Source organism: Treponema ruminis, assembly GCF_014201975.1.
Taxonomy (GTDB): domain Bacteria; phylum Spirochaetota; class Spirochaetia; order Treponematales; family Treponemataceae; genus Treponema_D; species Treponema_D ruminis.
In genome coordinates, this window is sequence record NZ_JACHFQ010000003.1 from 1 (window position 1) to 26308 (window position 26308).

Below are 26308 nucleotides of genomic sequence, written 5' to 3' on the forward strand. Positions count from 1 at the left end.
TATCCACTAGGAAAAGAATAAGGGTTGACCTAAACAACTATTTTTAGGATTATTGAAATCAGCAAAAAAACGTCACCTATTAGGGGTTCATGTCACTATAAATGCCATTTTGGTGAAATTTCCATCCGCCTGCTTACTTTTTGCTTTTCTCAGTTTTTTTTGCCATGAGGCTGTCACGCTGTTCGATGAGCTGACGGTTAATCAATGCGATTTTATCATACAGTTCAAAATAAGAAATCGCGTTGTCACTTGCGGAATTCATGTTTTCTTCCGGACTCAAAATCTTTTCCTTGAAGCGGGCGTTGATTGCAATCATCTCGGAATGCTTTTTCATCGCCTCAAGAGAAGACTGATATGCGGCATTTATCTCGCTGGTCCAGCCTGTAATGTCAGGTTTTGCAAGCGTTTTGATTTTATGAATCGTAACGATTTCCCAGATTTTTTTGCCGAAGTATTCCTCAAGCGCATTGCGGAAAGGACGGTCTTTCTGGAACAAAAGTTTTGCGATAAGTTTACGTCCGTCATTCTCATCAAGTTTAAAGTCACAGAGAGAATCTTCTTCCAGGAATGGCTTGGCAAGATTCGAAGCCAGAAAGCCCTTCACTTCTTCTGGGGCGCACTTAAAACTGTATTCATAGATATTTCCCCACAGGCCAGTGCTCAGTGACTCACGCCGCCTCTGGTTTGTAACCGGGAAAATAAAGGCTTTTTGAATCTGAATTGACTGAGGAAGATGGCGGTTCAAGGCCTCGATGAAATCTTTTTCGCTTGTATCCTCGTAAAGTACAGTTGAGGCGATTTCAGCATCAGAAGAAATGCCAAGAGACAAGGTTGAGGCGAATTCAAGGCGTGGAAGCGGATTAAAACCTGTCGTATAGATGACCGGAAGATTGCATTTAATGAAGGCCCGGTTGAAAAATTCCACCTGAGACAGATGGGAAATATATTCTCCGCCGTTTTTCTTGGTAAATTCGAAAATCACGCGGTACATTACAGGAATATTCCATTCCGGGTAGACAGAATTACCAACAATCTGTTCACTTTTCTGTACATTCTGAGGTTTATTATCAATATTTACGCAGGTTTTATTGTTGCAGACACCGCATCTGTGGTCGCAGTTTGGCGCGCATTTTGGAGTCAGCTCTTCCCGCTCGTTTTTATCCCATTCTTTTTTGTAAAAATTCTTTGCGACACCAAGGGAAACTGAATCCCAGGGCAAAGGCTCATCCTTGCTTCTCTCCCGCAGAATCGATTCCTTTACATCATAATCAGCTTCTGCAAAGGCAGATTCCCAATGCTTTAGGTTTTCCTTCAGGTGATTTTCCCAGGCATCAAGCCTTGCGCCCTTTTTGTAAGCCGAAAGAATGACCTGCCCTGCCCGCTTGTCTCCCCGCGAAAGGAGTCCTTCAAGATAACTCGTGTTAATATCGTGAGTTCCGACATGAAATTTGCCCCTTGGAAGATGCTCTCGGATATAGGAAAGCTTTCGGTCACTCTCTTCAGGAGAAATCTGCCTTACCCACTGGTAGGCTGTGTGAGGCTTTGGAATAAAGGTTCCAACATTGACATTGCACTGGATTCTCGTTCGGTTCTGCAAATCAATCAGAAAATCAACGATGGCTTTTTCTTCGGTGAGTTCGTCTGTCTCCGGGAAAGGAAGACCGACCATAAAATAGAACTTGGCCTTGTTCCAACCGCGTTTTTTTGCATCAAGAATTACGTCAACCAGATGCTGGGCGTAAACTTCCTTGTTCAAGCGCAGCTGCCAGGCTTCTTCCGGGGTTTCAACGGCAAAAGTAAGGCCAGATTTACGAACTTCCGATAGTTTTTCGAGCAAAGGAAGGGAAAAACTGTTTACTTTAAGCGATGGAAGCTGGAAAGAGACATTCTGACTCTTGTATTTTGCGTTCAAATCATCAAGAAGGTTCTCAATGTCAGGATAATCCGCGCTCGAAAGCGAAGTAAGTGAAATTTCACGATAGCCTGCGATATTAACCAGCTTGTCTACATCATCAAAAATCAGCTGCTTTTCCTTGGCACGCTGGGGACGGTAATAAACACCCGCATGACAGAAACGGCAGCCGTTCGGACAGCCCCGCATAATCTCGACAACACCGTGATCCTGAACAGGCTTAACGTTTGGAAGCGGCATGAAGGACTCAACCGATGGAACCTTGCCGAAATCAGACCAGACAGCCCTTCGCGCAATGCTGTGGCCGCATTTTTCCTCGCTCATGTCCTCCGTCCAGACACTGGGGTGACCGGCAAAATGAGCAAGGATTTCTGAACGTAAAGCTCCCTCTTTTTTCATTTGTGCACATTCTTCGATAAGGTCGAACATTCCGCCCTCGGCCTCACCGATGAAAACCGCGTCAAAAAAGTCCGAGAAAGGAGCCGGATTTGTGGAACCGCAGCCGCCAGCAATAACAATCGGGTCGTCCTCTCCCCTGTCCTTCTTTAAAAGCGGAATCCGTCCCAGGTCAAGGATTGAAAGGGCGCCGGTGATTCCAAGCTCGTAGCCGATTGAAAAACCGATCATGTCAAGCTCATTCAAGGGCATTCCGGTTTCAAGGGTATACAAAGGAGCATTATATTTTTTAAGCAGGTCCTCAAAGTCAGTCTCAACCGCAAAAACACGCTCACAGCGAACGTCTTTCATTTTGTTGAGGCCGTTGTAAATGATTTTTATCGCCTGATTTGCCATTCCGATTGTGTAGACATCAGGAAAAGCCACACAGAAATTGAAGAGAGAGTCAGAATCAGCATGTTTTTTTACAATCTGACCGAATTCACCGCCAGTATAGCTTGACGGATTCTGCACAGAACAGAGTTCATTTCCAAAAAGTTCAATAGGTTTGATAAGATTCATAATATTCCTTTGTTTAGACAAGAATAAGGCAAATTAAAAACCGAATTTTCTAGACGATACGCTCATCAAAAGGCCGACGCAAATCATGGCCGTCCACAAAGATGAGCCGCCGTAGCTCAAAAACAGGAGGGGGATTCCCGTAATAGGCATGATTCCCATTACCATTCCGACATTTACAAGGAAATGGAAGACGAACATTCCCAAAACGCCAGAGGCAATCATAAGTCCGAATGTATTGGAAGCGTTCTTGATGATGAAAATCGTACGCATAAAAATCAAAAAGTAAAGGGCAAAAACCGCCATGCAGCCGACAAAGCCAAGTTCCTCAGAAAGGATGCTGAAGATAAAGTCCGTGCTCTGCTCAGGCAAAAAGCGGTAGTGACTCTGAGTTCCCTGCAAATATCCGCGGCCCAAAAGGTTTCCTGAACCGATAGCGGTTTTTGACTGAATAATGTTCCAGCCCGCTCCACGAGGGTCAGCGTAAGGGTCAATGAATACGATAAGGCGCATAACCTGGTATTCCTTGAGGACTTTTCCGGCAAAATAAGAAAAAATCAAGGCACCGCAGAAAATTGCCGCAAAATAGGAAATCCAATAGAAATACTTGTTGTGGCGGTAGAAGAACATTCCCAGCATGGAAAGAACGCCGATTGAACCTGTCGCAAAAATAAGGATAAGGCGCAAAGTCGTGTTTGTAAGCACGCGGATGAAAATCACCGAATGATGGGCAATCTGGCTTTCCCAAATCGGAAGGACAGTAAATGTAATCGTCATCATTCCGCCAAGGAAGATAAAAAGAATGTAACGCACAGGAATTCCCGCGATAAAAGTCATCGCAAGGAAAATCGGGAAATATACGAGGGAAGTTCCAAGGTCAGGCTGAGCGAGAATAAGTCCCATAGGGATGAACATGATAAAAAGGGAGATTATAAAACGCTTTCTCTGATCCTGGGTTTTCTTCGTTTTATCCAGATACCAGGCAAGGAAAAGGATGAAAACGACTTTCGTAAATTCTGACGGCTGAATGCCAAAAGGACCGATGCCGAGCCAGCTTCGCGCACCATTGACATAGCGGCCGAAAAACTTCGTAAAAATAAGGACTGCACAGGCTGCGGCAAAAATTTGAGGAATATAACGGTTGAAGCGCCTGTAATCAAGCAGAGAGACACCCAGCATCATAAGCATGCCTGAACCGCCCCAGATAATCTGCTTTACATACTCAGAAGAAACATTCTCGCCGTCTGAGTTTATACCGGAAGAATAAATAAAAAGGATTCCGAAAGTGACCAGGGCCGCAACACAGAAAAAGAGAATAAAATCAAAAAATTGCAGGAATTTCAAATTCAATTTCATATTATCCTCCTTACTCCTGACGGACGCTTGAATGCTTTCTGGAACGAATTACATCACGGACATTTGCAGGAAGAGCCTGGACAGCCTCATCATAAGTCTGATTTGCAAAGATTCCCTGGAAAATTATGTTCGTGGCATATGGAGCCCACCATTCCCATTCATTTGCAGCCTCAACAAGAACAACGACAACAACCTGTTCCTCGACCGGAGCATTGAAAGGAGCATAGCAAGCCATCCATGAATGCCAGTGGTCAAGGGAGCCGACCTCAGCAGTACCGGTTTTTCCGGCAATCTGAACGACCTTATTGTTAAGAGGAAAGGCCGGGGTTCCGTCTGTGATTGTATAGCGCATGGCATTCTGAACTTCCCGCCATACGGCTTCATCGATATTTGACTCATGAAGAATCTGGGGTTTTACTTCCTCAATTACATCGTTTGTGGCCGGATCACGGACTTCCTTCAAAAGATGAGGACGATAGATTTTACCCTCATTTGCAACCATGGCAACCATATTAGCAATGTGAAGTGGCGTAACCAGGGTATATCCCTGACCGATTGACATGTTCATTGTATCACCGCCCAGCCATTTCTGGTGGAAACGGCGCTCCTTCCATGGAGCTGTAGGAACGAAGCCAGACTGCTGGGCTGGCAGGTCAATATCAAGGCTTTCACCGAAGCCGAATTCCTTTGCATAGGAAGAAATCTTGTCTACGCCCAGAAAATCGCGGCCGACAATCCAATAGTAAACGTCGCAGGACTGGGCAAGGGCTTCCTTCATGTTGAGCTTGCCATGACCCCACTTCTGGTGACAGTGGAAGATTCGGTTACCGTAATCAACACGTCCGGAACAATCTATATCCTTTGCAGAAGAAAAAGCTTTTTCCGCAAGCATAGCCGTAGACATAATGATTTTGAATGTCGAAGCCGGAGGATAGGCCGCATTTACAGCCCGGTTCAAAAGAGGCTTGTTGGGACTGGTAGCAAGTTTGTTATACTGGGTCGAAGCATTGTCGTCATTAAAAAGATTCTGGTCATAAAAAGGATATGAAACCATGGCCAGAACCTCACCGTTACTGGGCCGCAGGACTACTGCAGCCCCTACCCGCTCACCAAGAGCCTTTTCTGCAAGCTCCTGAATCCGCATGTCAATTGTAAGCACAAGATTTTTGCCCATCTGAGGCGGCTCTACAATCGGAGTGTCAGAAAGAATGTGGCCTCGGACGTCGACGGTACGGCTTTCTCGCCCCTGGCGTCCCTGAAGAAGCAGATCATACTGTTTTTCAACGCCGGTTTTTCCGATGATGGATTTATTTGTATAGACACGGCGCTTATCCTTGTCCGTTATGTTATACATAACTTTAACTTCTTCTTTAGTGATGTCACCTACATAGCCGACGACATGAGAAATAGAGCCGGTCTCAACATAATTTCGGACAGGCTTGCTTCGCCATGAAACCCCAGGCAAATCCGTAATGTTTTCTGCGATATTTGAGATTGTGCTGAAAGTGACGTTGGAACGGACTTCAACAGCCGTATATGAGCGGCGGAGAGCTGGCTCAATCTTGCGGTCAATTTCGTTTTTAGAGATTCCCAGAAAAACTGCCAGTCTTGAAGTAACAGAATCGTAATGACCAGCAGGAATTTCAGCAGGAGTCAAATCCACAGCGAAAGAATCCGTATTGATGACCATAGGCATGGAAGCGTTACGGTCAAAGATTTCACCGCGCTGGGCATCAATTGTCTTAACCTGGCTTGAGATTGTCTGCGACTGCTTTCGATACTGGGCGCCTTCAATAACCTGCAGGGAAAAAAGTTTGAGCACATATAATGCAAAAATCGCCATGATGATAAAAGCGAAGATTACAACTTTTGCATTCTGTTCAACCGAACCATTCTCTGTGTTAAAATAATCCTGCATTTACGAAACCTTCTCAGGATCAAGTAAAATCAAATCACTGAAAACATTCAGGAACTTGAAGACAATCGGCGTCAGTATTGAATTTGCGGCAAGCTCAAACAAAAATGCCTTTGAAAAGAGGGAATACGGCACTACGGAATCAGCAAAGAAAACTGAAATTACGAAAATAAGGACTGCTTTCATCAAAGTTGCAAAGAAACCAATCATTACAGGCAGGAAAATACCGGCCATATTAAGGGTTTTATTGAAAATTCCCGCAACATAACCGATTACAGTCCTCAAAAGACTGTGAAGGCCAAAAGGAGAAGCACTGAGAAAATCAAGAAAAAGACCGGAAACAAAGCCGGAAGAAACACCAAAAAACCTTCCATTATTGACAGAAAGATAAAGGGTTATGATAAGAAGAAAATCCGGAACGGCCGGAAGGAAAAGCATATTTGAAAGGATTGCAGTCTCAAATATTACAAAACAGAGAAGAATCAAAGCTGAAACTGAAAAAGATTTTAACATTTTCTCTCCTCTTATTTGACATTCATCTCATGCAAATCAGAGACAATGACCATTTCAATACGCGAAAAATCAATAACCGGCATAACCTTTATTGACAAAGAAGAATCATAATCAAGGACCTTAATGTCCGAAATTGAACCGATCGGGATATCGCCCATAAAATTGCCGCTTTCACCGCTGGTAACAATCAAGTCACCAACCTGGAGTTCATCGAGAACTCGTTTTTTGATATAGGTCATGTTGAGCGGAGAATCCACGCTTCCATCGCCTGTGACAAGACCTATATCACGGGTATTTTGAATTCGGGCCGAAACAGAACATTTTGAGTCATAAATCGGCATTACAAGACTTGTAAGGGCACCGACTGTAACTACCTTGCCGACCAAGCCGACAATTCCACCCTGAATGGCAAGAACAGGCATGTTCTTGCGGATTCCGTGGCGGCTACCTTTATTGATTGTAAAGGCTGAGTAAAGACTGTCAGGATTTCGGGAAATAATCTGAGCCGGATAATTCTTTTCTTGAAGGGAGAGTGAAAAGCCCAGCTGCTCCTTAAGCCTTTCGTTTTCTTTTTTGATGTCGGTATTGCTGCGCTGAAGAATCTCGTAATTTTTGAGTCGTTCAGTGAGTTCCTTGTTTTCTTCGCGCAGGCGGGCAAGTTCCTTTACGGCATTGAATGTGTCCCCTATTCCAGAAGCGACTGCACTCACGCCCTTCTGCATTGAAGAAAGAGCCGTGAATCCAACCTGCTGAAAGTTGACGACAAATCCGCCTGAGTGAAAAGCCAGCATGATGCCGGAAAAGACCACGAATCCGATGAGAAGAAATTCTGATAAGCCGAATTTGAACGAATGTTTCGAAGCCATTCTGAATCTAAAAACTAGTCGTTAAGGTTGTCGTAGATAGCCCTGTCAGAAGACATATCCTTGAAGAGGTCAAATGCCTGACCGGCACCAAGGGCAACACATTCGAGTGGTTTTTCGACCAAAATAACAGGAACGCCAGTTTCCTTTGAAATGAGCTTTGGCAAGCCTTTAAGCATACTTCCGCCACCGCTCATTACGATACCGCGCTCAACGATATCTGCGGCAAGCTCAGAAGGAGTTTCACCCAATGTGACTTTGATGAGCTCGACGATTTCATTGACTGTTGATTTAAGGGCCTCGCGAACCTCAACACTGTCGATTTCAAGACGGCGAGGAAGACCTGTGATTGCATCGTTACCGCGGACTTCCATCTTTTCGATGGCCTTGTCCTTGTCCTGCAAAGCGTTTCCAATCTGAATCTTGAGGCGCTCTGCAGTCTGCTGACCAATGCGGAGGTTGTGAACGTTGAGGACATACTTCATGATTGCCTCATCGAATTTATCACCACCAACGCGGATAGCCTTTGTAACGACCATGCCGCCCAAAGAAATTACTGAAACTTCTGTTGTACCGCCGCCGATATCACAGATCATGTGACCGGCCGGCTCGTTGATTGGAATCTGAGCACCGATTGCAGCAGCAAGTGACTCTTCGATAACGTCAACTTCCTTTGCGCCAGCCTTAAGTGCTGTTTCGATTACAGCACGGCGCTCTACCTGAGTAATGCATGAAGGAATGCCGATTTTCATTCGTGTAGATTTGAAAAGCTGATGGCGCGAAATTACCTTTGAAATGAAATATTTAATCATTTTTTCGCAGCTGTCGATATCAGCGATGACACCGTCTGCCAGAGGACGGATTGCGTCAATGTTGCCCGGAGTTTTCCAGAGCATGCGCTTAGCCTCAGCGCCTACAGCCCAAACGTGCTTTGTGCCCTTCTCTACGGCAACAACGGAAGGCTCATCAACGACGATGCCCTTACCCCGCACGTAAATCAATGTATTACATGTACCTAAATCAATACCAATATCAGTTGAAAACCGGTCAAAGAAACCCATGAAAAAGTCCTCCCAAACTTTTTATATTAATATATTTTACTTTATTTCCGACATTTTTTTCAATGCGAGCGGATGATTATTCTGGATTCTCAAGGCTTTTCTCCATTCAGAGCGGGCCTTGACCATATCACCCTGCTTCTCATATATTACACCCAATCCGTATAAAGCGTCAGCAGAATTTTCATTTTTTTCCAAAATAAAATTAAATTCTTTTTCCGCATCCTCAAAGTTCTCCCTTTGAAGGGCTATATTTCCCATTAAAAGGTGACTTTTCAGAATAATCTGCTCATCCTTGCAGTTCTGAGAGATTCGGAAGAGGTACTGCTCAGCCGCATTATCCTGACCGACATTGTGATACTGCTCGGCAATTGAAAGAAGAAGAATATCCGACTCCCGGACCAGAAGGGCCTCGGTAAAGGCTGAAATGCTTTCCATGGTCATACCCAGGGCCGCATAGCTCAAGCCCAGCAGCTCAGGAATATCATCAGCCTTATAGCCGTCTTTTTTGGCTTTAAGAAGATAGTAAACTGCCAGATCAGCGTAGTAATAGTAAGAAGAATGAAAATCCTTGTAAAAATAAGCCTTTCCCAGCATGTACTCAATCTGCGATACAGCCCCGAATTTTGCCCCCTGCAAGGCAATTCTGAGTGAATTTATAGCTTCATCGAGATAAGAAAGAGACTGAACGACATCCGAGCTGGAAACTGCAAGAAAGAAAGCCGCATAACCGTTATAAGTGCGGGCTGTTATATTAAAAGGTGATTTATAAAGAATTGCAGAACTTATGTCGTAAACCTGCTGATAATCATAAACCTTCCATTTTGACTTTAAGTTTATGATTGAATTTCCCTTGTTGATTTTTGAATCAATTGCCCGGTAGGCAAAAAAGACTCCAACGGTGACAGAGACGGCAAAAAAAATACAAATCAGGAGTTTTTTTAAGAAATGGCTCTTTTTTTTGAAGATTTCTCTTGTCTGTAAAGCCTTTAATTTCATTATCCCCGTCCACCCAAAAATAAAAAAACAGAAAAGACAATAAGCCGGGTTCTGTCCTGAACTTTTCAAAAAAAGAAAAGCCCGCATAACCATCTATCCGAAACTTTTGTTGCCAAAAGCCTTTAGCAGCCTACCCGCAGCCAATAGTCCGGAAAACCTGACTGCTACTTGGCCTTGCTCCAAACGAGGTTTACCATGCCAGCCCTGTTGCCAGAACTGCGGTGAGCTCTTACCTCACCTTTTCACCCTTACCCGAAGGCGGTATATTCTCTGTGGCACTGTCTGTCAGAAAAAAGGCTTATGCAGGGCGAGCCATGCAAGTTCCTCTTTCTGCCCGGTAATTACCCGGCGTTTTTTCCGGTGGAGCCCGGACTTTCCTCACCCAAGCCCGCTGTCATAAGCGGGTCAGGCACGGTTATATCTTTTCTGAAATTTTCGCTTTAATATTAAAGACTAGTCATCAAAAGCCATTGACTTTTCGTCATCGAGATTGTTCTCGTTATCGCCTTCCTCAACTTCGTCTTCATCGCGCTCATCAGCGAATTCATCTTCGAAATCAGCGAGGCTGCCAGTCTCTTCAAGTGTTGAATAATCCTCAACCTCTCCCTCTTCAACTTCCTGGTAGAAGAGAATTCGAGAGCAGTAAGGACAGAAGAGAATCTTCTCACCGTCACGAACTTCATTTGCAAACTGGCCAGGAAGAATCATCTGACAGCCAGTGCAGACACCGTTGCGAACGGCAACGATACCCTGAGAGTTGCGCTGAATGATACGCTGGAATTTATAAACGATTTCCTGATTGAGACCAGGTGTGAGCTCCTGCTCCTGTTTATTCAAATCTTCGAGCTGATTCTTGTAATCCTGAATCTGCTGTGAAAGAGCGTCTTTGCTAGAATTAAGGTCATCTTCCTGAGCCTTAATCATTGCCTCGTCAGCCTTGAGAGACTCGTTAAGCTCAGCAAGCTTTTTCTCCTCGCGGAGCAGGTCTTTGCGGACAGCAGCTTCTTTTTCTGTAGCCTCAGAAATCTGCTTGTCGAGAGCTTCGTATTCACGATGAGATGTGATTGAATCCATGCTCTTCTCACCAGATTCGCGTGAAGCCTCAGCCTCTGAAAGCTCGCGTTTAAGGTGCTCTACAACAGCACGAACTTCTTCGTAGCTCTTATTTTTTTCGATATATTCTTTTTTGAGACGTGCAAGGAGCTCGTCCTGAGAGTCAAGCTGTTTTGGGGAAGCATCAATCTTTTTTTCAAGATCGTATTTTTCTACCAAAACATCCTGAAGAGATTTAAGTTTGTCGAAAACTTCTGTCATTTCCATGTTAAAAGACCTCAAAACTCAGAATTCTAAAAATTAGAAATTTCTGTTAATTTATCACAAAAGTATATAAAAAATAGCCGTTTATGTCTATCACAAACGGCTGTTTATACTTAATTTATAACAAGATTTACACAATCTGTCACATCTCGATATAGTCCCTAAGACCACTTGCCCGGCGCGGATGTCGGAGCCGGCGCAAAGCCTTAGCCTCAATCTGTCGGATTCGTTCTCGGGTTACATTGAAATACAAGCCGACTTCTTCCAAAGTAAGGCTGTATCCGTCATCAAGACCAAAGCGCATCTTGAGGACTTCCTGCTCCCTCGACGGCAAGGTATTGAGAACCGACCTGAGCTGCTCCTGCAAAAGCGTGTAAGCAGTCTGGTTTGCTGGATTTTCAACATCCTTATCCTCGATGAAATCTCCCAACTGCGAATCCTCTTCCTCACCGATCGGAGTTTCCAAAGAAATAGGCTCACGGGCAACGTTTTTAACCTGCTTGACCCTTGTAACAGGCCAGCCAAGCTGCTGTGCGATCTCTTCGTCGGTTGGTTCACGGCCAAGCTTCTGCATGAGCTGACGGCCTTCGCGTACAACCTTGTTGATCTGCTCAATCATGTGAACAGGAACTCGGATTGTCCGGGCCTGGTCAGAAATTGAGCGGGTGATTGCCTGACGGATCCACCATGTAGCATATGTTGAGAATTTGTAGCCCTTGCGGTACTCAAACTTCTCGACAGCCTTGATAAGACCGATGTTTCCTTCCTGAACCAAATCAAAGAACTGAAGTCCGCGGTTTGTATATTTCTTTGCAATAGAAACAACAAGACGGAGGTTGGCGTTAATCAGCTTGTTCTTTGCCTTTTCAAGCATCTTGCGGCCGCGCTCGATTTCATCAGCCATTGTGAGGATTTCCTCAACATTGTTCTCAAAATCGTACTCCATGCGACGGAGCTTGCGGTCAATCTTCTGAATCTGAGTATAAATATCGCGGATTTCGTCACTTTTAAGGCCAAGCTCATTCTCAAGCTTGAGGGCTTCAGAATGGATTGCAAGGCGGCGGCCAAGACTTCGGAGCTCTGCAGGATTTGAAATGCGCAGCTCCTTCATTTTGTGTTCCTGCTTGTGGCGGAATTCACTGATTTTCTGGGTTGCCTCAACAAATTTGGCACTGAATTTATCAATTTCCTCTGACTGAATGTCGATTTTCTGCAATTCAGGCAGGATTTTTGTACGCAACTCAAGAATCTGCTCGTTGTCAAAGATTTCACGAGACTGGTTTGCCTCAAAAAGCTGTTTTTTGAGGTTCATGTAAATCTTCATGTTCTCTTTGCAGGCCTTGAGGTTTTCACCGTAATAGCTCTTAAGACGTCGTTTTTCAGCCTGAGCCTCATTGATTTCCTTACGGGCCTTTCCAGGTTCATGAGGATCAATTTTGGCAAATGCCTTCTGACAGATTGCGAAGAACTCTGGAATCATCATGCCGGATCTTTTGATTACATCCTTAATGATGTTCTCACCTTCTTCCATCTGCTTGGAATATGTAACTTCCTGCTCTGCAGTAAGAAGCTTTTCTTTACCGATTTCACGCAGATAAAGGCGGATTGGGTCGTCAACGTTAGAATCCTTGTCACCGTTTACAAGCCTGGCCGCAGCCAGCTCGTCATCGGTAGCACCAACCTCGTCCGCATCCTCATCGTCGAGCAAATCATCGTCATCTGCATCGGCTTCTTCGTCCAGGTCGGTAACTTCTTCCATGACCTGAATGTTGTTCTGGGTTAAAAGTTGAAGCACATCTTCCATTTTGGGTGAATTAACAAAATCCTGACCAAGAATCTCATTAATCTCGTCCCAAGAAACGATCTGCTTATCCTTAGCATACTCTAAAAGTTTTTCAACTTTAGGATCCAGTTCCTGATCCATATTCCAGTCCTTTATTATTAATTTTTTCGTCAATAAGCTTTTTCTGCTCGAAGAGCCTTGTCATCAATTCTTGATTGGCAGGAATGCTGAGCTGCCCCTGCAGGGAGTTCATTTGCTGAAGGATTTCTTTTCGCTTTCGCTTGAGGCTGTTAATCTGCAGCCGTTCCACGCTTTCCGCAACAGACTGGGCCGTACACTGAGAAAATTCCCCCCTGGAAACAGACTCAGTAATTTTCTGTTTAATGCCGTCATGATTGCAATGATTTAGCACGGAAACAAAAGACAAATCCCCCGACTCGTAACACTCCTTAAGAACGGAAAACAAAGTTCTCGCGGAAGGGTTTTCAAAATCATCTTCGGTTAAACGACTCTGCATCAGTTCAAACTGATTTGTATCGGACAAGACGGCCAGAAGAGCCCTGAACTCCGAATTGACGACGACGCCATTCGAAACCGGCTTTTGACCTTCCGTATTTACGCTTAGAGTTCGTTTTTTTACATCTTCACGATTATTAAAATCCCTTTTTACCGCCTCAAGGGAGATGTTTAGAGTCCGCCCCAAGAGCTCCAGACTTGATTCCTTCTGTATATCGGTCTGTAACGCATCAATGTAAGGGAAAAATTCAAGCGCGAACTTAGCCTTTCCCTCCGGAGTATCTTTCTGGTACTTTTGCGACAGAAAACTCAACAGATAATCACTATCTAATATAGCGGAATTTACTTCATTCGTCAAGGTATCCGCACCAAAATTCAGCATAATTTCCGCAGGATCTTTTGCGTTGTGGAGGCGGATTATCTTAACCGTAAGCCCCTGCCGCCGGCACATCAAGATTGCACGCCAGGTTGCCTTCTGACCGGCTCCGTCTGAGTCAAAGGAAAGGAGGATTGTATCAGCAAAACCGCGCACGATTTTTATCTGGTCATCAGTGAGGGCAGTTCCCAAGGGAGCGACCGCATAAGTGATTCCGCACTGGTGGTAGGCAATGCAGTCCATGTAGCCCTCGCAGAAAATCACTTTTTTATTTTCGCGGATTGAATTCTTGGCAAAGTTAAAGGCGTAAAGGGTCTCACCCTTCTGATACTGAATCAAATCGCCGGAATTGAGATATTTCGGCGATTTTTCCGGATCTCCGCGCAAAAAGCGGCCGCCAAAGGCAAGAGTCTGCCCCCGCCTGTCAAAAATCGGAAACATGAGGCGGTCTGAGAAAAAAGCTACGTCGGGGTATTTCTTGCTGAAAAGACCCGATTTTGCAAGGAATTCGTCGCTGAAATTTTTGGATTTAAGGAAACGCTTGAGCCAGCTTCTGTCAGCCGGGGAATAGCCCAGCTTAAATTTTTCAATCGTCTCCATCGTAATTCCGCGCTTGGTAATGTATTCAAGGGCAAATTTTCCCGCATCAGTCTTTAAAAGACCGTAATGAAACATATCCGCTACGCGGCTGTAAAGGTCTATGTAAAGCTCCTTTGAATTATCCGTCTTTTGAGCAGAAGGAGCAAAAGTGCTGGAATATTTGATTTCAATGTTAAATTTCTTGGCCAAGATTTTTACCGCTTCAGGAAAGTTAACCTTCTCCATTTCCTTTACAAAGGTTATCGCATTTCCGCCGGCATGACAGCCAAAGCAGTAATACATTTTCTTTTCCGGGGTAACGCAGAAGGACGGCGTTTTTTCGTGATGAAAGGGACAACAGCCCCACCACTGATTTCCACGATTTTCGAGCTGAACATAATCACCAACAACTGCAACTATGTCCGATTGAGAATTTACGGCGTCTATTGTCTCCTGAGAAATAATTCCTTCCATCAGTTAATTGCTTCCAGTTTTTTTGGTCTTGAACTGAGTTCCCGCCTTGACATGAGCATTAAAAGATTTTGAGAAAGTATGTTTTCCGGCGGAAGAATCCGTAAGCGTGAAATAGAAATAATCAGTTTTTGCAGGCTCAGCCGCCGCACGCAAGGCAATAAGGCCAGGATTTGAGATTGGCGTTGGGGGAAGAGCAGCCCACTTGTAGGTGTTGTAAGGGCTGTCAATCTTAAGGTCATCATAAGTAATCACGTCAGGATGAGGCTTACCCTGGATCTCAGTGATTATGTATTCGATTGTGGCGCAGGAATAAAGGCCAACCCCTGCATCAATCCTGTTTTTAAAAACGCTGGCAATAAGCGGAGCCTCGCTGGCAATCCGGTATTCCCTCTCAACGATGGAAGCCAGAACCAGAGTCTCATAGAAAGCGGACGGAGATTTTTCTGAGTAACAAGGAATTTCTGAAACCTTATTGAAAAAAGCCTGGACCATGATTTCAAGAACATCCCTGGCCTTCATGTCGGGAGCAAAGAAATATGTGTCAGGAAAGAGGAAGCCCTCAAAAGTTTCAGCAGGAATAAAATATTTTTTAAGAAGGTCTGGATCACAGGCCGCCTCAACAAAAGCATCAGCAGAGCAGATTCCGTTATTTTCAAGGATTGAAGCGATTTTCCGCAAGGTCAGTCCCTCAGGAACGATAACCCTGGTGTAATCCTGAACGCCGGACTCAAGCACAGTCATAATCAAAAGGGCACCCATGGACGAATCAAGATTATAATATCCTGACTTCATCACCGGCACGGTTTTTCGGAATGAAAGGAAGGGAAATCGGGCTGCAAGATAAAAGGCCCTGTCAGAGCGGATCAAACCGTTATCAACGAGAATCTCAGAAATTCTTGAAATGCTGGCGCCAGAAGGAATTTCAACCCTAACCTCCTTTGCGTTCGCCTTTGAATCAGGAGCCGTAAGCGACAGCCTGAAAGCCAGGGAACAGGCCAAAAAAGCAAGAATCACGCAGGCAAAACAAGAAATTACAAAAGAGAAAAATTTATTTTTTTTAGATTTATTTTTTTTCATGAATAGAAAGCCTCTGCCTCATCAATGGACATGGAATTATACATAACCCTCTCGATTTTGGCAGAAAAATCAAGCAGTTCGTCCGGAATCTGCTCCTGATTCTTCCTGAGAAAACGCGCAAGGACACGAACCTCACGCTCCGTAAAATGATAGTCAAAAAAGGCCGGGCTTTCGTTGAGAAGTGAATCGTCTGTCATATATCCAGCACTGTTCCTTCGCGGGCAATATCAATCTCAAGGGAATCACCAGAGACGTAATTTGCATACCATTTTGCAGATTCAAGAATAGTATTGAGCTTACGGTCATCATAAGTTGGCTCATGATGGAACATAAACATTTTTTTAACCTTCCAGGCGGCGGCAAAATCGATGGCATAGCAGAAAGCCGAGTGCCCCCAGTTTACCTTGCGCAGAGCCTCTTCGACAGTGTACTGAGAATCAATGAGCATGACGTCAGCATTCTCGAAAATTTTTGCACGATCCTCTGTGTGGGCAAAGTCTTTTGAACCGAGCTCGATATCGGTAGCATAGACGAACTTCTGACCGTCCTCAACAACCGAATAAGAATAAGAATCTCCAGGATGAGACATTTTTACGCAGGTAACTTCGGCATTACCGATGTTTAAAACCTGACCAGGCTCAATCACATGGAAATGAAAATGCTTTTCGATTAAAGAAAAATCTACAGGATAAAATGGAGCAACCATCTGTTTTGCAAGATATTCCTTCATGTCCGCAAAAGGTGAATAAACATCAAAAACTATAGTGGGATTGTAGGAACTGTCAAAAAAAGGAAGGCCCTGAATATGATCCCAGTGGAAATGAGACATGAAAAGATGATAATGCTTGTCGGCAGGAGGCTCAGAAAATTTGCCCATAACGCGCATGCCAGAACCTGCATCAAAAATAAGCTTTTTGCCGTCTTTTAAAGTGGCTTCTACACAAGGCGTGTTGCCTCCAACAGTGCCGGAAATCCACCAGGGCAAATCATCAATGAATTTTTCTTTTGCCTCATCAGACGCAATGTCCTCAGGCTTTATGCGCTGCAAAGCCGCAATAAGTTTCGTTCTGACCTGCTGAGTTGATAATGGAGTCGGTATCGACCCTCTCACTCCCCAAAATTGTATATTCACCGATGACTCCATACGTTCTTACAAAGAAGAACAATACTATAGAATTATAATCCGATAAGCCACCTTTGTCAAAGACTAATACAAACTTAAAAAAAGTAAAAATAACTGAAACCTGCAAAATTGGAGAAAAAAGAGATTTTAAACGAAAAAAAAACGGTCTTGAAGTTAATCAAGACCGTTTAGTGGGGAGTGAGGGACTCGGACCCCCGAACCCGAAAGGGAGCGGATTTACAGTCCGCCGCAATTGCCGCTATGCGAACTCCCCATTTTTGCCTTTCGGCTAAGCTGCTTGTAGGACTTGGACCCACGACCCCGAGATTACAAATCACGTGCTCTACCAACTGAGCTAAAGCAGCATCTTTTTTTTAGTACCGAACCTTGTCGTTTCGGAATGAGTTTATATTATATAACTGCAGAAAAAGTGTCAATAGGGAAAACACAATTTTCTGCAATTTTTTTTCACTTTTTTTCTGCCCTATTTTCTGGCAAAATCCGGACGGAGTTTTTCGCCGCCGTTGATATAAACCGGAAGAGGCTTTGCATTCTCGTCCATATAGGCCGTAACAAGCACCCGGACCATCTTTTCCGGAGAACCTATGATTTTAGGTTCCTGAGAGCTGAAGAGCGGAATCTGAGACACGTCAAATTCATTCTGACCTTTTCGAAGGGCCATGGCCGGATTCATGACGTCCAGGTCATCAGTAATAGTAAACTGAATCGAAACGAAGTCCTTCTGGGCAAGCTTGTTGTCGGCAAAAAGTTTGAGGCACATTTCGCAAACATTTTTAGTGATTGATTCGGCATTATTCTCTGCGCCAGTAGCACCGCGAATCGCAAAAAGTCTCTGTGACATATTTTCTCCCTTCATAAAGCGGCAATGCCTTTTTTATGAATGATTTTTTTGGTAAAATATCCGAGATTATATCTTTTTACGGAAGGCGATTCAAGAAAACATGAAGGAAGAGGTAAAAACCGAAGAAATTGAAGAACTGGAAGCCCTGCCGGAGCCAAGCCTGGAAAAGCCAGCAAAAAAAACTCGAAGGCTTCCCCCGCTCCTCAGGCTCTGCCGCAGAACCACGGTCTTTCTTTCTCTCACCCTTATCGCAACAATCATCTTTTTCCTCACCGGTAACCAGCAGGCCTTCCTCGACTCAAACCTCAAGCTGATTCTCCAGATCATCACATTCAACGCGATTGCCCTCAGTTTTTTCTCAGGAATCTCAAGCCTTGAATGCATCTTCTATCTGGTAAAAAACAAAAGCCTGCGAATGCTCCTTCACTTCATCGTCTACATACTCGTACTGACAGCCGCAATCACAATTTCAGTATTCTCACTCACGATAAATCTTCTTTCAGAAGGCATTTCTTTCTGATATAATATTTTTCATGAAATCCATAAAAATTCCGGAAACACTCAGAAAACTCAACGAAATATTCGCAAAAAACGGATTTGAGGCCTATCTTGTCGGCGGAGCCGTCCGGGACGTGCTTTTGGGCAAAAAAGCCAGCGACTGGGACATAACGACAAACGCAAGGCCCGAGCAGATGATGAAAATCTTTCACCGCGTAATTCCAACCGGGATTGCCCACGGAACGGTCACCATTCATTTTATGGGCAGCGAAATTGAAGCCACCACATTCCGAAGCGAATCAGGCTACTCAGACGGAAGACACCCGGATCAGGTAACTTTTGACGCCACTCTCGAAGACGACCTTTCCCGCCGCGACTTTACGATGAACGCAATCGCAGCATCTCTGGCCGACGGCTCAATAATCGACCCCTTCGAAGGCCAAAAAGATATAAAATCAAAAATCATACGAACGGTCGGAAATGCCAGGGACCGATTTCTCGAAGACGGACTGAGACCAATCAGGGCAATCCGCTTCTCCGGCCAGCTTAATTTTGAAATCGAAAAAGAAACTTACGAGACAATCAAACTAACGGAAGTTCAGGAAAAGATAAAATCGATTTCCATGGAGCGCTTCCGTGACGAATTTGAAAAAATTTTACGCTCAGAAGAACCATCCTCAGCTCTGCACCGAATGGAAGACTGCGGAATCTTAAAAGCCTTCATACCTGAGCTCGCTGACTGCCGGAACTGCCAGCAGGCCGACATGAGGGGCTTTCACGAATTCGACGTACTCGACCACAACCTCTATGCCTGCGACGGAGCTCCGCGCGAAAATCAAATCGTAAGGCTCTCGGCCCTCTTCCACGACATAGGCAAAAAAGACGCAAAAGTCATAGAAAAAATCGAATATCCCAAAGGCTCAGGTTCTTTCGTCGAGCAGATTCACTTTCACGGTCACGAGCACTATTCCTCAGAAAAAACAAAAGAAATCCTCACCCGCTTAAAATTTCCAAATGCGGTAATAAGCCAGGTCACCCACCTGATCGAGCAGCACATGTTCTTCTTTGAGGAAAACTGGAGCGACGCCGCCGTAAGAAGATTCCTGGTAAGGGTCAAGCCTGAATGCGTCGAGGACCTCTTCGCCCTCCGCATAGCCGACATCTACGGAATGCACAGATGCAAAGTCGACCCCATGAACGACGGAGTCCAGAAGATTTTTATCCTCCGCGAGCGAATCAAGAAAATCCAGTCCAAGCAGACCGCCCTCTCCCTCAAAGACCTTGCGGTAAACGGAAACGACCTGATTAAGGCTGGAATTCCGGCCGGAAAAAAATTAGGCTTCATCCTCAACGAACTTTTTCAGTGCGTTCTCGACGATCCTGAAATGAACGAAAAGGAAAAACTCCTTACAGTAGCAGGAAATATCGCGGCCAAAAATACCTGATAAAAAAAATTAAAAAATTTTGCAATTTTTTTTGTAAAGCTGTTGACATTTTTTTTGCTAAGGTATATATTAGTCAACGTCGCGAGACAACAAGCCGGTGTAGCTCAGTTGGTAGAGCAGCAGACTGAAAATCTGCCTGTCGTTGGTCCGATTCCAATCGCTGGCACTCAATGCGGCAGTCATATAACGGCTCATTATCTCAGCCTTCCAAGCTGATGACGAGGGTTCGACTCCCTTCTGCCGCTTAAAACTCCCAGTAAACGCTGGGAGTTTTTTTTTATTCCCGTAAAAAAAATTCTTTTCTTGTTAAATTAATCTTTATATCTTATAATTTTCTAATAAAAGTTAGTCGAAACTATAGATATGGAACTTGACTCTCTCGAAAACGACATTGAATTTGCAATGTACTCAGCCCTGGAAGCCACGATCAGTGCAAACGTGGATCAGGAAATCGTCTCAAAAGGCGCCCAGCTTCCTTTTCCCAAAGAAGTTCTCGTCAATAAAATCATTCAAAAAAACATAGACGAACTGGAGTCAAACCTTTACATAACGAGGGGAAAAGACGGAAAAATATACCTTGCAGGCGGCTGGCTCATGAGGCCCCTTCTGCACGAAGGAAAAATGATTCCGACCATGGATTACATCAAAAAAGCCGTAGACTGCACAAATGTAGTATTCGTGCCAAACAAGACGGGAAAAGAGCTCAGGAAAGAGCTCTGGTAAAAAAAATCCCCTCATAAAGCCATAAAACAGGCTTCACAAGGGGAATTAAAAGAGAAAAGACAGACTAGTCTTTTTCGATAAAGCCTTTCTTCTCAAGATAATCAAGAATCATCTCAACAATCATTTCTGGAGTACGGGTAGCAGTATCAATCTTAAGGTCTGCAAACTCATACTCGCCGTTGTCAATCTGATAAAGCTTCATATAGCGGGCAGAATCCTCACGGTCACGCATGGCCGTAAAGTCCTTAATCTGCTGCAAGTCCCCGCCCTCACGGTTGAGGATGCGTTTTGCACGGGTGTCGTCGCTGGCGATGAGGTAAACTTTAACGTCAGCCTCTTTGAGCATCCAGATTGCGAGACGGCTTCCCAAAACGCAGGACTCAGCCCTGGCAAGCTCAACCTGATGAGTATCAACATAGACATCATAGCTGTCATCGTTTTTTGCATTCTCGATAACCTGGGCAAGGGTAAGCCCCTTTTCAGCCGCAAGCTGGCGGAAAGTGTAGTTAATCAGCTTAATTCCAAGTTTTTCGGCAAGCATAGTCGAGACAGTCGTGTTACCGCAGCCCGATTTGCCCGAAATAGCGATCCGAAGTTTTCTCCCATTCGTCAGTTTATACTCAGACATAAAATCTCCTCAATTTCTAATTCTTTACTCAACGTTCTTAGACTGTTCGCGGATATTTTCAAGGGCATCCTTGGCATTTACGACCATGGCCCCCACTTCCGTAAACTGATTTTTGCTTCCGATCGTGTTGATTTCACGGTTTGCTTCCTGACAGATGAAGTCAATTCGCTTGCCAGGAACAGGATTTTCCGAGAATTCCTTGCGCAGGGCAGCCAGATGGCTGTGCAGGCGGATGATTTCCTCGTTAATCGTGTAGCGGACCATCATCGCGGCGACCTCAGTCATGATGCGGTTTTCGTCAACATTGTCACCGAGAAGCTCGTTGAAGCGGCTTGTAATCTGTTCCTTGAACTTCTGCTCCATCTTGGGCTGCCATTCCTTGAAGAAGGCCGCGCAGGAATCAAGCACGTCAAGTTTTGCAAGCAGGTCTTTCTTAAGGTTTTCACCTTCCCGCTTGCGGTCAGAGACAAACTGCTCAAAAACCTCATTGAAAACGCCCTCAATCTTTTCCCAGTAAGAATCTGCATCGTATTCATGAGTGATGTTAAGCACACCTTCCTGATTTACGATGAGGCTGAGCGGAAGGTCAGAAGCACTTTTTCCAAGCGCAAGCGCAATCTGGCCGATAGCCTCGGCGTACATTTTTGCCGCCTGAGGGTCAGCCGTAACCTTTGCCGTGGAAGACATGTCCTTGACGCGGATTGTTACGTCAACCTTGCCGCGGACGATTTTCTCCGAGACAAGCTTGCGCACCTTCTGCTCAAGCGGATTGAGAAAATACGGAAGATTTACATTAAGGTCAAGAAAACGGTTGTTGACGGACTTGATTTCAACACTGATCTGAGTGTCGCCAACGACGGATTCCTTAAACCCGTAACCTGTCATGCTGTTCATACTAAATCTCCATGTTCATTACATGGCGCACTTCAAGCAAAGTCTTGCTTGCAATTTCACGCGCTTTTTCAACACCCTCGTTCAAGACCTTCTTGATAAGCTCAGGCTGCTGCTCAAGCTCAGCCCGCTTTGTGCGGAGAGGACGAAGATGCTCGTTCAAAGCCTCTGTGAGCGTATTTTTGAGCATTCCGCCGCCACCGTCACCGATTCTCTCGGCAATAGCTTCCGGAGTTTCGTCGGTACAGAGGGAAATGATTCGAAGGAGGTTTGCGACTTCAGGACGGTTTACAGGATCGTAAGTGATGTGCCTGTCCTGGTCAGTCTTTGCCTTTTTGATAGCCTTTGCAGTCTCGTCGTCGCTTGCAGAAAGCATGATTGTGTTTCCCAGCGATTTTGACATTTTTGCGCTTCCGTCCAGGCCCATGATCATCGGAGTCTTTGAAAGAAGGGCGTGCGGCTCAGGGAAAATCGGATCGATGCCCTTGCAGAATTTGTTGTTGAACCTTCGGGCAATCTGACGCGCAATTTCAAGGTGCGGAAGCTGGTCCTTTCCGACAGGAACTACATTCCCCTTGCAGAAAAGGATGTCAACGGCCTGATGAACAGGATAAGTGTACATGCCCGCATTGAGAGGGATTGAAGACTTTGCCATTTCGTCCTTAACGGTCGGGTTTCGGTCAAGGTCACTCTTTGTTACAAGCGTGAGGAAAGGAACCATGAGCTGGTTTGCCTCAGGAACATGGCTGTGAGGATAGATGCAGACATTCTCGCCCGGTTCAATTCCGGCTGCAAGATAGTCGATTACGAGCTCTTTTGTGTTCTCGCTGATTTTATCGAAAGCGTCATGGTCTGTGAGGACCTGATAGTCGGCAATCAAAATCATAGTCGGTACGCCGAGCTTTGAAAGGCGGACGCGGTTTTTGAGCGAGCCGAAATAGTGACCGATATGAAGGCGGCCAGTCGGGCGGTCACCGGTCAAAACACGGTATTTTTTAGGATTCTGGGCAATATCAGCCTCAATTTTTTCGCTCATTCTCATGGCTTCAGCCAGGATTTTATCTGCATTTGTTTCTAATTCTTCTGACATAAATTCTCCACTTTCGGAATCTTTTTTAGAATGCTGATATTTTATCAAAAATACGGAGATTTATCTATAAAAAAACATGAATTACTTTCGCCAATATGCTAGAATGAAAGCATGGACTACATGGACGAAGCGCTGAAAGAAGCATACGAAGGCATTGAAAAAAAACACGGAGGACCTTTCGCTTCCGTAATCGTAAAGGACGGCAAAATCATCGGAAGGGGCCACAACAAGGTCCTTTTAAATCATGACCCGACCTGCCACGGCGAAATCGAGGCAATCCGCGACGCATGCAAAAAGACCGGCAGCCACGACCTGAGCGGAGCCGAACTCTACACCACGGCCGAGCCCTGCCCCATGTGCCTGGGCGCAATTCTCTGGGCAAACATCAGCAAAGTTTACTACGGCTGCACCATAGAAGACACGGACAAAATAGGCTTCCGGGACAACAAATTCTACAAAATTTTCTCAAACAGGCAGTCCATAGCCCAGGAATTTGAGCGCGAAAAATGCCTCAAGCTATTTGAAGATTACGAAAAGACAAATCCAGACAGATATTAAAAATAAATCATTAAAAAGAGACTCTCATGAAAAAACTCGACTCAATCGCCAGCCTTGAATCATGGATTGATTCATATTTAAATTTTGAAAAGACACCGAAAAAGAACATCTTCTGGCTCGACACGATGAAATTCTTCTGCGAAAAATTCGGTCAGCCCCAGGATTTTGCCCCCTGTTTTCACGTCGCGGGAAGCAAGGGAAAGGGTTCTGTATCAATGTTCATCGCCTCAATTTTAGACGAGGCGGGCTACAAGACAGGCCTTTACACCTCCCCCCACATTCTTGATTTTATCGAACGGGTCTCAAGCCCAAGCGGAGTTTTTGAAGAAGAAGCCTATGACAAGGCCGTCGAAGAAATCATGAGCGGAGTAAAGTCAATTCCGACCGAAGAACTTCCGGGGCAAAGACCGATCACCTGGTTTGAGCTTGTCACGCTCTTTTCATTTCTCGTTTTCAGGCAGGCAAAAGTCGACTACTCAGTTTTCGAAGTCGGCTTAGGCGGCCGCCTGGACTCAACGAATGTCGTAAACCCAAAGGTTTCGGTTATCACGCCGATTGAACTGGAGCATACGGAATTTTTAGGCGACACTCTGGAGAAAATAGCCTTCGAAAAAGGCGGAATCATTAAGGAAAATACGCCCGTGGTGATTGCAAGGCAAGGACCGGAAGTTCGTAAAGTTTTTGAAAAAATTGCAGAGGAAAAGCATGCTCAGGCGATTTTCGTGGAAGATGTAATTCAGGATTTGAAATTTAAGATAAAAAATATACCAGACTGTATAAAAAATAATACAAATAAAGATGTAAAAAGCGCAATTTCCAGAGCAGATAGTATAAAAAATAATACACCTTCACAAGAAAATTATAATATTTCCCTAATGAATGTTAGTTTTTCTTCAAAAATCTTCAAAAGACCTATACAAACAGATGCACTATTGGTCGGTAGGTATCAGGCTGAGAATGCGGCTCTTGCTGCCCTTGCCGTAAAAACTGTCCTACCGAACATTAGTGAGGAAGTGATTGAAAGGGGCATTGCCAAAGCAAAACTCCCAGCCCGCTTTGAAATCATTCAGAAGCCAAAAGGCTTTGAAAATATTCCATATCTCGTGATGGACGGAGCTCACACGGTAAACAGCGCCCGCTTTACAATGGAGACAATGACTCAAGTTTTTGGAGAAAAGACAAACGAAGGTTCGGAAGCAGAAGGAAAACGGATTCTTCTTTTTGCATGTGCGGCCGACAAGGATGCAAAGGACATTGCCCCGCTTTTCAAAAATCACTTTGATTCGGTTTTCCTGACCAAGCCCGGAAACGTAAAGCAGTCGGATCTGGAAACGCTTGCAAAGGCTTTCAGCGATGCAGAAATTCCTTACGAGCTCAACGAAGATTTTGAAGCGCAGATAAAAAAAGCGTTCGACAAAGCGAACGCCAGTAAGTCAATTCTTTTAGTGACAGGTTCCTTCTACCTGATTGCGGAAGTTAAGAAATTCCTGATTACACGGATGCAATGTACACTCGAGGAACCCTTTTTGAAATTCCGCAGGTAATCTCGTAGGAAATCGTGTTGGTAGCGCGGGCAATTTCTTCGGCACTCTGGAGGGCACCGCTTTCTTCAGGACCGAAAATCACGGCCTCGTCCCAGCGCTTTACATCGCTTTCCTTTCCCAGGTCAATCATGCACTGGTCCATGCAGATCCTGCCGCGGACTGGATAGGGCTTTCCGCCAATCGCAACTTTGAGTCCGCCTCCTTCCCTGCCCTCATTGGTCTGGTTGAAGCGCCGGAAAAGACCGTCGTCATATCCGATGGGAAGGACACCGATGTCAGTCTCACGGGAACTTGTCCAGGTGCGGCCGTAGGAAATTGAATGACCCACGCCGAATTTTCTGATTGCGACGACTTTTGAGACAAGGGCCATCACGGGCTTAAGCTCAATGCTTTCTCCCTTCTTTTCAAAATAATCTTTGGTCAAATCCCCTGGGTAATAGCCGTAGCAGATGATTCCAGGCCTGCACATGTCCAGGTGCATTTCAGGGTTGTTGAGGGTGAGGGCTGAGTTGGCACAATGACGGATTCCCGGATCAATTCCAAGCTTTTTCACCTGCTCGCAGGCAAAATTAAAGCGCTCGAACTGTTTTTTTGTATATTCGATGTCATCGGCATCCAGAGAATCGCCCACAGAAAAATGAGTGCACATGCCGCCAAGCTTAAGGACTTTGGTGTCCTCGATCATCTTTGCAAAAAAAGGAGCTTCTTCTGGAAGGCAGCCGATCCGCCCCATTCCGGTGTCAACGGCAAGATGAACCGGAAAATCTTTTTTACCCATACGCAGGCATGAGACTGCGATTCCGGTGATGTATTCCTCGTCAAAGGCAAGCGGAGTCAAATCGTTCTGAACGAGGTCGTCCATTTCGTCAGGCGAGCAAAGACTGAGGACCAGAATCGGGCAAGTAATTCCTGCCTCTCGAAGCTGAATTCCCTCGCTGATGGCGGCAACGGCAAAATAGTCAGTGCCGCATTCAATGGCAGCCTTGGCGCACTCAACGGCTCCGTGACCGTAAGCATCAGCCTTGATGGCCACGCACATTTTTGAAGAAGGATTTATTTTTGAGCGAATAACTTTTAAATTATGCCGCAGATTTTCCATGTAGATTTTAGCAATTGTAGGTCTCATAAATATATTCTATAGAAGCAAGATTTTTTGTGCAACTAAGATTTTTATCTTGTTAAATATTTATCTTTTCTATATAATAATTTGTCATAAAAAATACTTTATAGAGAAACAAAAAAGTTATGGATCAA

23 protein-coding genes, 4 tRNA genes and 1 other RNA gene are annotated in these 26308 nt (G+C 44.9%); 7 read left to right on the top strand and 21 right to left on the bottom strand.

Annotated features, from left to right (window positions below; genetic code table 11):
- Positions 1-133: 133 nt before the first annotated feature.
- From HNP76_RS04570 to HNP76_RS04650, 17 genes are all read right to left on the bottom strand, one after another.
- Complete coding sequence (locus HNP76_RS04570) at positions 134-2869, bottom strand: TIGR03960 family B12-binding radical SAM protein (protein ID WP_184657959.1); 2736 nt, start codon at positions 2867-2869, stop codon at positions 134-136.
- 33 nt (positions 2870-2902) lie between these two features.
- Positions 2903-4216: a rod shape-determining protein RodA gene (rodA, locus tag HNP76_RS04575; protein ID WP_184658555.1), complete on the bottom strand. Its 1314-nt coding sequence runs from the start codon at positions 4214-4216 to the stop codon at positions 2903-2905.
- Between the two features lie 16 nt (positions 4217-4232).
- Positions 4233-6140 carry a penicillin-binding protein 2 gene (mrdA, locus tag HNP76_RS04580; RefSeq protein ID WP_184657961.1) on the bottom strand — a complete coding sequence of 636 codons (1908 nt, stop codon included), beginning with the start codon at positions 6138-6140 and terminating at the stop codon, positions 4233-4235.
- Positions 6141-6650 carry a rod shape-determining protein MreD gene (gene mreD, locus HNP76_RS04585; RefSeq protein WP_184657963.1) on the bottom strand — a complete coding sequence of 170 codons (510 nt, stop codon included), beginning with the start codon at positions 6648-6650 and terminating at the stop codon, positions 6141-6143.
- A gap of 11 nt (positions 6651-6661) precedes the next feature.
- Positions 6662-7516, bottom strand: a complete 855-nt coding sequence (gene mreC / locus HNP76_RS04590; RefSeq protein WP_184657965.1) for a rod shape-determining protein MreC — start codon at positions 7514-7516, stop codon at positions 6662-6664.
- A 14-nt stretch (positions 7517-7530) separates the two neighbouring features.
- Positions 7531-8574, bottom strand: a complete 1044-nt coding sequence (locus HNP76_RS04595) for a rod shape-determining protein (RefSeq protein ID WP_184657967.1) — start codon at positions 8572-8574, stop codon at positions 7531-7533.
- A gap of 36 nt (positions 8575-8610) precedes the next feature.
- Complete coding sequence (locus HNP76_RS04600) at positions 8611-9570, bottom strand: tetratricopeptide repeat protein (protein ID WP_184657969.1); 960 nt, start codon at positions 9568-9570, stop codon at positions 8611-8613.
- 24 nt (positions 9571-9594) lie between these two features.
- An RNA gene (rnpB, locus tag HNP76_RS04605) (RNase P RNA component class A) lies at positions 9595-9999 on the bottom strand.
- 24 nt (positions 10000-10023) lie between these two features.
- Positions 10024-10890, bottom strand: coding sequence for a zinc ribbon domain-containing protein (locus HNP76_RS04610; RefSeq protein ID WP_184657971.1), 867 nt, complete (start codon positions 10888-10890; stop codon positions 10024-10026).
- A gap of 139 nt (positions 10891-11029) precedes the next feature.
- Positions 11030-12811 carry an RNA polymerase sigma factor RpoD gene (gene rpoD, locus HNP76_RS04615; RefSeq protein ID WP_184657973.1) on the bottom strand — a complete coding sequence of 594 codons (1782 nt, stop codon included), beginning with the start codon at positions 12809-12811 and terminating at the stop codon, positions 11030-11032.
- The gene (gene dnaG, locus HNP76_RS04620) at positions 12789-14615 is read right to left on the bottom strand and encodes a DNA primase (protein ID WP_184657975.1); all 1827 of its coding nucleotides are present in this window, start codon (positions 14613-14615) and stop codon (positions 12789-12791) included. Before dnaG ends, rpoD begins: the two co-directional genes overlap by 23 nt.
- A gap of 3 nt (positions 14616-14618) precedes the next feature.
- Positions 14619-15692 (bottom strand): endolytic transglycosylase MltG, encoded by a 1074-nt coding sequence (mltG, locus tag HNP76_RS04625; RefSeq protein WP_184657977.1) that lies wholly within the window; start codon positions 15690-15692, stop codon positions 14619-14621.
- On the bottom strand, positions 15689-15889 hold the full coding sequence (locus tag HNP76_RS04630; RefSeq protein WP_184657979.1) for a hypothetical protein: 201 nt from the start codon (positions 15887-15889) through the stop codon (positions 15689-15691). The genes mltG and HNP76_RS04630 overlap by 4 nt, the downstream gene beginning before the upstream one ends.
- Positions 15886-16803 carry an MBL fold metallo-hydrolase gene (locus HNP76_RS04635; protein WP_246462595.1) on the bottom strand — a complete coding sequence of 306 codons (918 nt, stop codon included), beginning with the start codon at positions 16801-16803 and terminating at the stop codon, positions 15886-15888. Before HNP76_RS04635 ends, HNP76_RS04630 begins: the two co-directional genes overlap by 4 nt.
- A gap of 204 nt (positions 16804-17007) precedes the next feature.
- Positions 17008-17089, bottom strand: a tRNA-Tyr gene (locus HNP76_RS04640).
- A gap of 18 nt (positions 17090-17107) precedes the next feature.
- Positions 17108-17180 (bottom strand) — tRNA-Thr (locus HNP76_RS04645).
- Positions 17181-17299: 119 nt separating this feature from the next.
- Entirely contained in the window at positions 17300-17677 is a 378-nt protein-coding gene (locus HNP76_RS04650) for a chorismate mutase (RefSeq protein WP_184657983.1), read from the bottom strand.
- 100 nt (positions 17678-17777) lie between these two features.
- On the opposite strand from HNP76_RS04650, the gene HNP76_RS04655 reads away from it, so the two are divergent.
- The 5 genes from HNP76_RS04655 to HNP76_RS04675 all read left to right on the top strand — a co-directional run bounded on the left by HNP76_RS04655 (position 17778) and on the right by HNP76_RS04675 (position 20343).
- Entirely contained in the window at positions 17778-18197 is a 420-nt protein-coding gene (locus tag HNP76_RS04655; RefSeq protein WP_184657984.1) for a hypothetical protein, read from the top strand.
- A gap of 13 nt (positions 18198-18210) precedes the next feature.
- Entirely contained in the window at positions 18211-19620 is a 1410-nt protein-coding gene (locus tag HNP76_RS04660; RefSeq protein WP_184657987.1) for a CCA tRNA nucleotidyltransferase, read from the top strand.
- 93 nt (positions 19621-19713) lie between these two features.
- Positions 19714-19786: transfer RNA gene (locus HNP76_RS04665), tRNA-Phe, on the top strand.
- Between the two features lie 6 nt (positions 19787-19792).
- A tRNA-Gly gene (locus HNP76_RS04670) sits at positions 19793-19865 on the top strand.
- 118 nt (positions 19866-19983) lie between these two features.
- Positions 19984-20343 (top strand): hypothetical protein, encoded by a 360-nt coding sequence (locus HNP76_RS04675; RefSeq protein ID WP_184657989.1) that lies wholly within the window; start codon positions 19984-19986, stop codon positions 20341-20343.
- Positions 20344-20407: 64 nt separating this feature from the next.
- On the opposite strand, the gene cmk is transcribed toward HNP76_RS04675, so the two are convergent.
- Genes cmk through trpS form a run of 3 tightly spaced genes read right to left on the bottom strand, consistent with a single transcriptional unit; the run spans position 20408 to position 22952 of the window.
- On the bottom strand, positions 20408-20971 hold the full coding sequence (gene cmk, locus HNP76_RS04680) for a (d)CMP kinase (protein WP_184657991.1): 564 nt from the start codon (positions 20969-20971) through the stop codon (positions 20408-20410).
- Positions 20972-20995: 24 nt separating this feature from the next.
- Complete coding sequence (locus HNP76_RS04685; protein ID WP_184657993.1) at positions 20996-21865, bottom strand: YicC/YloC family endoribonuclease; 870 nt, start codon at positions 21863-21865, stop codon at positions 20996-20998.
- A 1-nt stretch (position 21866) separates the two neighbouring features.
- A complete protein-coding gene (gene trpS / locus HNP76_RS04690; protein WP_184657995.1) occupies positions 21867-22952 on the bottom strand; it encodes a tryptophan--tRNA ligase in 1086 nt (361 codons plus the stop codon).
- 111 nt (positions 22953-23063) lie between these two features.
- Between trpS and HNP76_RS04695 the strand changes: the two genes are divergently transcribed.
- Entirely contained in the window at positions 23064-23510 is a 447-nt protein-coding gene (locus HNP76_RS04695; protein WP_206173027.1) for a nucleoside deaminase, read from the top strand.
- Between the two features lie 26 nt (positions 23511-23536).
- A complete protein-coding gene (locus HNP76_RS04700) occupies positions 23537-25054 on the top strand; it encodes a bifunctional folylpolyglutamate synthase/dihydrofolate synthase (RefSeq protein WP_184657997.1) in 1518 nt (505 codons plus the stop codon).
- Here HNP76_RS04700 and alr read toward each other — a convergent pair.
- Positions 25002-26180 (bottom strand): alanine racemase, encoded by a 1179-nt coding sequence (gene alr, locus HNP76_RS04705; RefSeq protein ID WP_184657999.1) that lies wholly within the window; start codon positions 26178-26180, stop codon positions 25002-25004. The two genes, HNP76_RS04700 and alr, sit on opposite strands and share 53 nt — an antisense overlap.
- Positions 26181-26308: the final 128 nt, after the last annotated feature.